Below are 10,604 nucleotides of genomic sequence, written 5' to 3'. Positions count from 1 at the left end.
TAGCCAGCTAGGCGTGGCCGCTCGACAAGGAGCAACAAAATGAACCAGGAAATCACCAACAACCCGTTCAACCCGCTGACGCCCACCAAGGTCTTTGATGAAATCAAAGTCTCGCTGGCGTCGCCGGAACGGATCCTGTCTTGGTCTTATGGCGAAATCAAAAAGCCAGAAACCATCAACTACCGGACCTTCAAGCCAGAGCGCGATGGTCTGTTCTGTGCCCGTATCTTTGGCCCGATCAAAGACTATGAGTGCCTCTGCGGTAAATATAAGCGCATGAAGTATCGCGGCGTTGTCTGCGAGAAATGTGGTGTTGAAGTTACCCTGCAAAAGGTCCGCCGCGAGCGCATGGGCCACATCGAGCTGGCAGCACCCGTTGCGCATATCTGGTTCCTGAAATCACTGCCATCGCGCATTGGTCTCATGCTGGACATGACACTGCGGGATCTGGAACGTGTTCTGTACTTTGAAAACTACGTTGTTATCGAGCCCGGTCTGACCGATCTGACCTATGGCCAGATGATGACCGAAGAAGAGTATATGGACGCTCAGGATGCCTTTGGCATGGATGCTTTCACCGCCAATATCGGTGCCGAAGCGATCCGCGAAATGCTGGCGGCCATTGATCTGGATTCCGAAGCAGAACACCTGCGCGCCGAGCTGGCCGAGGCCACCGGTGAGCTGAAGCCCAAGAAGATCATCAAACGTCTGAAAGTTGTCGAATCCTTCCTGGAATCCGGCAACCGTCCAGAGTGGATGATCATGACCGTGATCCCGGTTATCCCACCAGAACTGCGCCCGCTGGTGCCGCTGGATGGGGGCCGTTTTGCGACCTCTGACCTCAACGATCTCTATCGTCGTGTGATCAACCGGAACAACCGACTGAAGCGTCTCATTGAGCTGCGCGCACCTGACATCATCGTCCGTAACGAAAAGCGGATGTTGCAGGAATCTGTGGATGCGCTGTTCGACAACGGTCGTCGTGGTCGTGTCATCACCGGTGCCAACAAGCGTCCGCTGAAATCGCTCAGCGACATGCTGAAGGGTAAGCAGGGTCGCTTCCGTCAGAACCTTTTGGGGAAACGCGTCGACTTCTCCGGTCGTTCGGTCATTGTGACCGGCCCCGAGCTGAAGCTGCATCAATGTGGCCTGCCCAAAAAGATGGCCTTGGAACTCTTCAAGCCCTTCATCTATTCGCGTCTGGAGGCCAAAGGTCTGTCCTCCACCGTGAAACAGGCGAAGAAGCTGGTGGAAAAAGAACGTCCCGAAGTCTGGGATATCCTGGATGAGGTCATCCGCGAACACCCTGTCATGCTGAACCGTGCGCCAACGCTGCACCGTCTTGGTATTCAGGCGTTTGAACCCACGCTGATCGAAGGTAAGGCTATCCAGCTGCACCCGCTGGTCTGCTCGGCCTTCAACGCTGACTTTGATGGTGACCAGATGGCTGTTCACGTCCCACTGAGCCTTGAGGCCCAGCTGGAAGCGCGTGTTCTGATGATGTCGACCAACAACGTTCTGTCGCCTGCAAACGGCGCGCCAATCATCGTTCCGTCGCAGGATATGATCTTGGGTCTCTACTATGTGACCCTGGACCGCGAAGGCATGATCGGTGAAGGCAAGATCTTTGGTACTCTGGAAGAAGTTCAGCACGCGCTGGATGCCGGTGAAGTTCACCTGCACTCTCGTGTGACGGCACGGGTCACCCAGATCGACGACGAAGGCAACGAGGTGCTGCAGCGCTTTGAAACCACGCCGGGTCGCGTATTGCTGGGCGCTCTGCTGCCAAAGAACGCCAAGGCGCCGTTTGAACTGGTGAACCGCCTTCTGCGTAAGAAGGAAGTTCAGCAGGTCATCGATACGGTCTACCGTTACTGCGGGCAGAAAGAGTCGGTTATCTTCTGTGACCAGATCATGACCATGGGTTTCCGCGAAGCCTTTAAAGCGGGTATCTCCTTTGGTAAGGACGACATGGTTGTTCCTGACACCAAATGGCCCATCGTTGATGAAACACGCGGCCTGGTGAAAGACTTTGAACAGCAGTACATGGATGGCCTGATCACTCAGGGCGAAAAGTACAACAAAGTTGTCGATGCCTGGTCCAAGTGTAACGACCGCGTCACCGACGCCATGATGACCACGATTTCGACTGCCAAGCGCCATGAGAATGGCTCGGAAGCGGAACCAAACTCGGTCTATATGATGGCGCACTCCGGTGCCCGTGGTTCGGTTACGCAGATGAAACAGCTGGGTGGTATGCGTGGCCTGATGGCCAAGCCAAACGGCGATATCATCGAGACACCGATCATCTCGAACTTTAAGGAAGGCCTGTCGGTTCTGGAGTATTTCAACTCCACCCACGGCGCCCGTAAAGGTCTGTCGGATACGGCTCTGAAAACCGCGAACTCGGGTTACCTGACCCGTCGTCTGGTTGACGTGGCACAGGATTGCATCGTGCGCGATCGTGACTGTGGCACCGAAAACTCGATCACGGCTTCGGCTGCGGTCAATGACGGTGAAGTGGTTGCCAGCCTTGGCGAACGCATCCTGGGTCGTGTCACCGCCGAAGACGTCAAACGTCCCGGCACCGACGAGATCCTGGCGGCCGCCGGTCAGCTGATCGACGAACGCCTGTCCGACACCATCGAAGAAGCTGGTGTTCAGACAATGCGTATTCGCTCGCCGCTGACCTGTGAGGCCGAAGAAGGTGTCTGCGCCATGTGCTACGGTCGTGACCTTGCACGCGGTACCATGGTCAACACCGGCGAAGCTGTCGGCATCATCGCCGCGCAGTCAATCGGTGAACCCGGTACACAGCTGACAATGCGGACCTTCCACATTGGTGGCGTTGCCCAGGGTGGTCAGCAGTCCTTCCAGGAAGCCAGCCATGAAGGTAAGATCGTCTATGAAAACGAAAACACTCTGAAGAACTCCGACGGAGACGTTCTGATTGTTGGTCGTAACATGAAGATGATCATCCAGGACGAACACGGTGAGGAACGTGCCAGTCACAAGCTGAGCTATGGTTCCAAGCTCTTCGTCAAGGCCGGTCAGCAAATTGCCCGCGGCGACAAGCTGTTTGAATGGGATCCCTATACCCTGCCAATCATCGCCGAAAAGTCCGGTACGACCAAATATGTCGACCTGGTCTCGGGTATCGCTGTGCGCGATGAAACCGATGAAGCCACTGGCATGACCCAGAAGATCGTGATCGACTGGCGCGCCGCCCCCAAAGGCAGCGAACTCAAGCCTGAGATCATTCTGGTGGGTGCCGATGGCGAGCCTATGCGTCTCGACAATGGCAACCCGGTGACCTACCCGATGTCTGTGGATGCGGTTCTGTCGGTCGAAGACAACGAAACGGTTCAGGCTGGTGACGTTGTTGCGCGTATCCCGCGTGAAGGCGCCAAGACCAAGGACATTACCGGTGGTCTGCCACGGGTTGCGGAACTGTTCGAAGCTCGTCGTCCCAAGGATCACGCCATCATCGCCGAGCTCGATGGTTACGTGCGCTTTGGCCGCGACTACAAGAACAAGCGTCGCATCTCGATCGAGCCTGCAGATGAGAGCCTGGAAACCGTCGAATACATGGTGCCCAAGGGCAAGCACATCCCGGTTGCGGAAGGTGACTTCGTCCAGAAGGGCGACTACATCATGGATGGTAACCCAGCGCCGCATGACATCCTTGGCATCATGGGCGTCGAAGCCCTGGCGAACTACATGATCGACGAAGTGCAGGACGTTTATCGCCTGCAGGGTGTGAAGATCAACGATAAGCACATCGAAGTCATCGTTCGTCAGATGCTGCAGAAGTGGGAGATCTCGGACTCGGGTGAAACCACGCTGCTCAAAGGCGAACATGTCGATAAGGCTGAGTTCATGGCAGCCAACGAAAAAGCGCTGTCGCGCAGCAAACGTCCTGCCAAGGGCGCGCCGATCCTGCTTGGGATCACCAAGGCATCGCTGCAGACACGTTCCTTCATCTCGGCGGCTTCCTTCCAGGAGACCACACGGGTTCTGACCGAAGCCTCGGTTCAGGGTAAGAAGGACAAGCTGGTTGGTCTGAAAGAGAACGTCATCGTTGGTCGCCTGATCCCAGCCGGGACCGGTGGTGCAACCCAGCGCGTGCGTTCGATTGCCCAAGGCCGCGACAATGTAGTGCTCGAAGCGCGTCGTGAAGAGGCCGAAGCCGCCGCTGCCCTGGCCGCGCCTGTGGTCGAAGAAGACCTCGCAGGGGACACTTTCGATAATCTGGTGGAAACACCAGAGAGCCGCGATTGATCGCAACTCCGACCTGACAAATTTGGAAACCCCTGCACCGCTGGTGTGGGGGTTTTCTTTTGCGCGGCACCAAAACACACTGGCTTTGCCCCGACGGGATCCATAGGTTTGTGCCGCGCCTGCCAATAGACTATCTGGATAGGGCAGGGGGCACTGATCTCCGAATGTCTTGAGGGGGGAAGGCGATGACGGAGCCTATGCAAATGGTGGGGCTGGTGCGCTTTTCAGTGCTGACGCCGACCTATTATTCCGAACGTTTCCCTACCCTGCGGCAGACGGCGAAACATCTGTTTGCCCCGGACCGGATGGAGCTGCGCTTTAGCGTCTTTGAAAACCTCTGCCTGCCCTCTCTTTTGCGGCAAAGCGACAGCAACTTCGAACTGGTGGTGCTGACAGCAAAGTCGATGCCCGAGGTCTATCTGAACCGGTTGCAGGATCTTTTGGCCCCGTATGATCATATCCATTGCCGCCCGGTGGGGACCCGCAACCACTATCGCTTGCTGAAACAGGGCTATGACTCGGTGCCGGGCAATGACGCCAGCCACCGGATCCTGTTCCGGCTGGATGATGATGATGCGGTTGATCTAAATTTTGTCCGCCGGACACGCCAGCTGGCAGCGGGGCTATTGCCACTGCAGGCCCCGGACAGTTCCTTTGTGATCGCCCATAATCGAGGGTTCTATCTGCAGGCCACCGAGGACGGACCGGAGGTCTTTGATGCCATTGAGCAGGCACCCCTGTCGGCTGGGACAGCATTGGTGACGCCCCTGGGCAGCGGAGCCAACCCCTACAAATACAATCATCGCAGGCTAGCGCGGCACTATAATCTTTATTCGGATATGCAGGTGCCGGCCTATATCCGCACCGTCCACGGGGACAATAAATCGGACCCGGCGCAGACCGGGATCACCCGCCGCATGGAGGCGGCAGAGATTGACGCCAGCCTACAGCAGCATTTTGGCCTGACCCTGGCCGCCCTACAGGAGCTCTGAGCCATGACGCCAAACCAAAGGGGTGCCTTCCTGATGATGGGGGCCATGGCGGCCTTTACCTTCAATGATACGCTGGTCAAGATGATCGGCACCAGCCTGCCGCTGTCGCAGATCCTGGTGCTGCGCGGGGTGATGGCCACAGTGCTGATCTATGCGCTGGCGCGGTATCAGGGCAGTCTGCGGCTCCGTCTAAGCCGTCGTGACTGGGTCTTGGTGGCCCTGCGCTGCCTGGCTGAGGCTGGCGCGACCTTCCTGTTTCTGACCGCGCTGATGCGGATGCCAATTGCCAATATCACCGCCGTTTTGCAGATGTTGCCGCTGACCGTGACCCTTGGTGCGGCGCTGTTGTTTCAGGAGCCAGTGGGCTGGCGGCGCATGTTGGCGATCCTGGCGGGGTTCTGCGGCATGTTGCTGATTGTCCGGCCCGGCCCCGATGGCTTTGACGCAGCTTCGATCTATGCCTTGGGGGCGGTGGCCTGTGTCACCCTGCGGGATCTCTCCACCCGGCGGATGTCACCCAATGTGCCCTCCATGACGGTGACGCTTCTGGCCTCGTTTTCGGTGCTGGCTTTTGGTGTGGTCTATAGTTTCTTTCAGGACTGGGAGCCTGCCTCGCCGGTCCAGCTGGGACTGCTGGCCGGGGCGGCCTGTATCATCCTGCTGGGCTATCTGGGGTCGGTCATGGCGATGCGGGTGGGTGATGTCGCCGTGGTCTCGCCCTTTCGCTACACGGGGCTTTTGTGGGCGCTGATCCTGGGCTGGGCGGTGTTTGGCGATTGGCCTGATATGCTGACGCTGATCGGCGGCAGTATCGTTGTCGCGGCGGGCCTGTTCACCCTGTACCGCGAACGGCAGCAGGCCCGGTCCTAGCCAGTTTTGGAAAAGACCCGGCGGACATGGTCCTGGCTCAGCGCAAAGCGGGCCTCAAAATCGGCGGCCAGCGCCTCATCGATCGGGGCGACGGGCACCGGTTTTACCTTTTTCTGCCGCGAGTCATTATAGCCATTGTGGCTGCGTACAAACATCGGCGCATCGCTGATTGTTATGGTTGGCATGAAGCGCAGGATTTTTTCATGGGCAAAGTTCATGATTGTGAGCGGGCAATTGCCCTGCACATACATCCCCAATGAGGCGACATAATAGGGCCGGTGGATCTCGGTGGCGGCGATGCCTTCGGGGCCGAGTTCGGCGACGTAGCCGCGGTTGAAGTCAACCGCCAGGGTCTTGTTCTTGGCCACCAGGCCAGGGCAATCCACAAGCGTCTGGCGCAGACGTTCGACAAAATCCACCGAGATGGCATCATCATCGTCATGGCGGAACTGCAGACAAGGCGCGGCGGGATCACGGCGCGCCGCGTTGAGGATCTGCTTCATCACCTGGCGTTGCTTTTTGGGCGGCTCCGCATGGATGGTGATCTGAGGAATATCAGCGCAGAGATCCCGCAGCCGCGCCACGTGATGGGCGGGCAGGCTGTCGCCAATGACAATGATCAGTTCAAAATCCTGATCGGTCTGCGCCTTCAGGCAGGGCAGGGCGATGGTTTCCATCAGTTGAAACCGCTCTTCCAGACGCGCTTCGCTGTAAAGAAAGGCAATGCGTTCCTCGATTGAGCCATGTTCGACCTGAAAACCGCCAATGGCGGGGTAGGAGAACCGGCAAAGACCAATAACCTGCATGTTGTTTCTCCTGAAAGGCGCTATAACGCGGGCTGTTGCACAACTATGCATGGCAGCTCTCTACAGGCAAGCCAGCCTGGCAGCCGACATCCGAGCACCATAGTTGACAAGCTCCGCGACTCCCCATATACGCGCGCTTATCCGGCAACTCGGGGGTCGCCCCTATAGCCGAAATCTATATTGTTGTGGACCAAGGTCCGGGAACTTTTATCACCCGGATCCTCTGAAAAACCACCGCGTCGCTTACCTCGGAATGGAAGCGATTGCGGTTTTTGCGCTTGTGGACGCTCAAGCGCATGAAGACCTAGCCGTATGCTCATCCGAGCATGCATGACCAAAGTTGCGAAACGGGGAAAAAACCGGAATGCCAACGATCCAACAGCTGATCCGCAAGCCGCGTCAGCCTAAAGTAAAGCGCTCTAAGTCGATGCACCTGGAGCAGTGCCCACAGAAACGCGGTGTTTGCACACGTGTTTACACCACCACACCTAAGAAGCCGAACTCCGCGATGCGGAAAGTTGCCAAGGTTCGCCTGACCAACGGTTTCGAAGTGATCTCCTACATCCCAGGTGAAAGCCACAACCTTCAGGAGCACTCTGTGGTTCTGATCCGTGGCGGCCGTGTAAAAGACCTTCCCGGTGTCCGTTACCACATCCTGCGCGGTGTTCTGGATACCCAGGGCGTCAAAGACCGTAAACAACGTCGTTCGAAGTACGGCGCGAAGCGTCCTAAGTAAGAAGGAGAGGCTGATATGTCACGTCGTCACGCCGCTGAAAAACGCGAAGTACTGCCAGACGCCAAGTTTGGTGACCGCGTTCTGACCAAGTTCATGAACAACCTGATGATCGACGGTAAAAAGTCGGTTGCAGAAAAAATTGTCTACAACGCATTTGACCGCGTCGAAGGCAAGATCAAGCGCGCTCCTGTGGAAGTTTTCCACGAAGCTCTTGATAACATTAAGCCTTCGGTAGAAGTTCGCTCCCGCCGTGTTGGTGGTGCAACCTACCAGGTTCCCGTCGAAGTTCGCCCCGAGCGTCGCGAAGCATTGGCCATCCGCTGGCTGATCACTGCAGCACGTAAGCGCAATGAAAACACCATGGAAGAGCGCCTTGCCGGCGAGCTGATGGATGCTGTTCAATCGCGCGGTACTGCTGTTAAAAAGCGCGAAGACACTCACAAAATGGCTGAAGCCAACAAAGCCTTCAGCCACTATCGTTGGTAATTTCCAAAGGACTTTAGACCAATGGCACGCGAGTATACACTCAACCATTACCGTAACTTCGGCATCATGGCGCACATCGATGCAGGTAAAACCACCTGCTCCGAGCGCATCCTGTACTACACAGGCAAGTCCCACAACATTGGTGAGGTGCACGATGGTGCAGCCACCATGGACTGGATGGAGCAGGAGCAGGAACGCGGTATCACCATTACTTCGGCTGCGACCACCACATTCTGGGAACGCACCGAAGATGGCTCTACTGCTGACACGCCCAAGCACCGTCTGAACATCATCGACACCCCCGGCCACGTTGACTTCACCATTGAAGTTGAGCGTTCGCTGGCGGTTCTCGATGGAGCTGTCTGTGTTCTGGACGCCAACGCTGGTGTTGAACCTCAGACCGAAACCGTGTGGCGTCAGGCTGACCGCTACAAGGTTCCGCGTATGGTTTTTGTCAACAAGATGGACAAAATCGGCGCTGACTTCTTCAACTGCGTTCACATGATCGAAGACCGTACAGGGGCAACCGCTGTTCCTGTTGCTTTCCCAATCGGTGCAGAAACCGAGCTGGAAGGTCAGGTTGACCTGGTCACCATGGAAGAATGGCTGTGGCAGGGTGAAGACCTTGGTGCCTCCTGGATCAAAGCTCCTATCCGTGACAGCTTGAAAGAGCTGGCCGACGAATGGCGTGGCAAAATGGTCGAGGCTGCCGTCGAAATGGACGACGACGCCATGGAAGCCTACCTGGAAGGCGAAGAGCCCGACGTTGAGACCCTGCGCAAACTGCTGCGCAAAGGTACTCTCGAGATGGCCTTTGTTCCTGTACTTGGTGGTTCCGCCTTCAAAAACAAAGGTGTTCAGCCGCTGCTCAACGCTGTGATCGACTATCTGCCCAGCCCGCTGGACGTTGTTGATTACATGGGCTTCAAACCCGGCGATGAAGATGAAGTTCGTGACATTGCCCGCCGTGCGGATGATGACATGGCGTTCTCTGGTCTGGCGTTCAAAATCATGAACGACCCCTTTGTTGGCTCGCTGACCTTCACCCGCATCTACTCCGGTACCCTGAACAAGGGCGACACTCTGCTGAACTCGACCAAAGGTCGTAAAGAGCGTGTTGGCCGGATGATGATGATGCACTCGAATGACCGTGAGGAAATCACAGAAGCATTCGCGGGCGACATCATCGCGCTGGCAGGTCTGAAAGACACCACCACAGGTGACACGCTTTGTGCCGCCAGTGAACCGGTGGTTCTGGAAACCATGACCTTCCCTGATCCGGTTATCGAGATCGCGGTTGAGCCCAAGACCAAAGCGGACCAAGAGAAAATGTCTCAGGGTCTGGGTCGTCTGGCAGCTGAAGATCCATCCTTCCGTGTGGAGACCGACATCGAGTCCGGTCAGACCATCATGAAGGGCATGGGCGAACTTCACCTGGACATCCTGGTTGACCGTCTCAAGCGGGAATTCAAGGTTGAAGCCAACATTGGTGCGCCTCAGGTTGCCTATCGTGAGACCATCGGTCACGAAGTTGAACATACCTATACCCACAAGAAACAGTCTGGTGGTTCGGGTCAGTTCGGCGAAGTGAAGATGATCATCTCCCCCACCGAAGCAGGCGAAGGTTATTCCTTCGAATCCCGCATCGTTGGTGGCGCGGTTCCAAAGGAATACATCCCAGGTGTCGAAAAAGGCATCAACTCGGTGATGGATTCTGGCCCGCTTGCTGGCTTCCCTGTGATCGACTTCAAGGTTGCTCTGATCGACGGTAAGTTCCACGACGTTGACTCCAGCGTTCTGGCCTTTGAAATCGCCGCACGGATGTGTATGCGCGAAGGCATGCGTCTGGCTGGCGCCAAGCTGCTTGAGCCAATCATGAAAGTGGAAGTGATCACCCCGGAAGAATACACCGGCGGTATCATTGGCGATCTGACCTCCCGTCGGGGCCAGGTCTCCGGCCAGGAGCCACGTGGCAACGCGATTGCTATCGAAGCAAACGTGCCGCTGGCGAACATGTTCGGCTACATCAATACCCTGCGTTCGATGAGCTCGGGCCGTGCCCAGTTCACCATGCAGTTCTCGCACTACGATCCAGTGCCGCAGAACATCTCGGACGAAATTCAGGCGAAATTCGCGTAAGCGACAAGATATTGGAGGGTTCGCGCGTGTCGCGGGCCTTCCTCAATCAAAAAGGAGGCCATCATGGCTAAGGAAAAGTTTGAACGCAATAAGCCGCACGTCAACATCGGCACAATCGGCCACGTTGACCACGGTAAAACCACACTGACCGCCGCGATCACCAAATACTTTGGTGACTTCAAAGCCTACGATCAGATCGATGGCGCACCCGAAGAAAAAGCCCGCGGCATCACCATCTCGACAGCCCACGTTGAGTATGAAACCGAGACCCGCCACTACGCGCACGTCGACTGC

Annotated in this window: 8 protein-coding genes; 7 read left to right on the top strand and 1 reads right to left on the bottom strand. The window is 56.8% G+C overall.

Translation table 11 applies throughout. The features are described 5' to 3' along the window. Window positions 1-39 precede the first annotated feature (39 nt). The 3 genes from rpoC (at window position 40) to ABJP42_RS19255 (ending at window position 6,143) form a co-directional block, all read left to right on the top strand. Window positions 40-4,281, top strand: a complete 4,242-nt coding sequence (rpoC, locus tag ABJP42_RS19265; protein WP_348343331.1) for a DNA-directed RNA polymerase subunit beta' — start codon at window positions 40-42, stop codon at window positions 4,279-4,281. Between the two features lie 185 nt (window positions 4,282-4,466). Further along, the gene (locus tag ABJP42_RS19260) at window positions 4,467-5,273 is read left to right on the top strand and encodes a glycosyltransferase (RefSeq protein ID WP_348343329.1); all 807 of its coding nucleotides are present in this window, start codon (window positions 4,467-4,469) and stop codon (window positions 5,271-5,273) included. 3 nt (window positions 5,274-5,276) lie between these two features. Continuing rightward, window positions 5,277-6,143 (top strand): DMT family transporter, encoded by an 867-nt coding sequence (locus tag ABJP42_RS19255; RefSeq protein WP_348343327.1) that lies wholly within the window; start codon window positions 5,277-5,279, stop codon window positions 6,141-6,143. Here the strand turns inward: ABJP42_RS19255 and ABJP42_RS19250 are convergent. Next, complete coding sequence (locus ABJP42_RS19250) at window positions 6,140-6,949, bottom strand: putative rhamnosyl transferase (protein WP_348343325.1); 810 nt, start codon at window positions 6,947-6,949, stop codon at window positions 6,140-6,142. The two genes, ABJP42_RS19255 and ABJP42_RS19250, sit on opposite strands and share 4 nt — an antisense overlap. A 364-nt stretch (window positions 6,950-7,313) precedes the next feature. Between ABJP42_RS19250 and rpsL the strand changes: the two genes are divergently transcribed. The 4 genes from rpsL to ABJP42_RS19230 all read left to right on the top strand — a co-directional run. Continuing rightward, entirely contained in the window at window positions 7,314-7,685 is a 372-nt protein-coding gene (gene rpsL, locus ABJP42_RS19245) for a 30S ribosomal protein S12 (RefSeq protein WP_005621086.1), read from the top strand. A gap of 15 nt (window positions 7,686-7,700) precedes the next feature. Then, window positions 7,701-8,171 carry a 30S ribosomal protein S7 gene (rpsG, locus tag ABJP42_RS19240; protein ID WP_009810699.1) on the top strand — a complete coding sequence of 157 codons (471 nt, stop codon included), beginning with the start codon at window positions 7,701-7,703 and terminating at the stop codon, window positions 8,169-8,171. Between the two features lie 21 nt (window positions 8,172-8,192). Then, on the top strand, window positions 8,193-10,310 hold the full coding sequence (fusA, locus tag ABJP42_RS19235; RefSeq protein ID WP_348343321.1) for an elongation factor G: 2,118 nt from the start codon (window positions 8,193-8,195) through the stop codon (window positions 10,308-10,310). A gap of 63 nt (window positions 10,311-10,373) precedes the next feature. After that, window positions 10,374-10,604: GTP-binding protein (locus ABJP42_RS19230; protein ID WP_348340059.1), on the top strand; the 231-nt coding region annotated here is incomplete at its 3' end.

Origin of the sequence: Pseudophaeobacter sp., from assembly GCF_039971195.1 — a bacterium.
Taxonomy (GTDB): domain Bacteria; phylum Pseudomonadota; class Alphaproteobacteria; order Rhodobacterales; family Rhodobacteraceae; genus Pseudophaeobacter.
The sequence above is the reverse complement of the archived record's forward strand: the minus strand, read 5'-3'. Positions and strand labels throughout refer to the sequence as shown.

What these genes read in the sequence shown, in the direction of transcription:
- ABJP42_RS19255 (WP_348343327.1), top strand. Translation starts at nt 5,277, where the DNA reads ATGACGCCAAACCAAAGGGGTGCCTTCCTGATGATGGGGGCCATGGCG.
- fusA (WP_348343321.1), top strand. Translation starts at nt 8,193, where the DNA reads ATGGCACGCGAGTATACACTCAACCATTACCGTAACTTCGGCATCATG.
- ABJP42_RS19250 (WP_348343325.1), bottom strand. Translation starts at nt 6,949, where the DNA reads ATGCAGGTTATTGGTCTTTGCCGGTTCTCCTACCCCGCCATTGGCGGT.
- rpsL (WP_005621086.1), top strand. Translation starts at nt 7,314, where the DNA reads ATGCCAACGATCCAACAGCTGATCCGCAAGCCGCGTCAGCCTAAAGTA.
- rpoC (WP_348343331.1), top strand. Translation starts at nt 40, where the DNA reads ATGAACCAGGAAATCACCAACAACCCGTTCAACCCGCTGACGCCCACC.
- ABJP42_RS19260 (WP_348343329.1), top strand. Translation starts at nt 4,467, where the DNA reads ATGACGGAGCCTATGCAAATGGTGGGGCTGGTGCGCTTTTCAGTGCTG.
- rpsG (WP_009810699.1), top strand. Translation starts at nt 7,701, where the DNA reads ATGTCACGTCGTCACGCCGCTGAAAAACGCGAAGTACTGCCAGACGCC.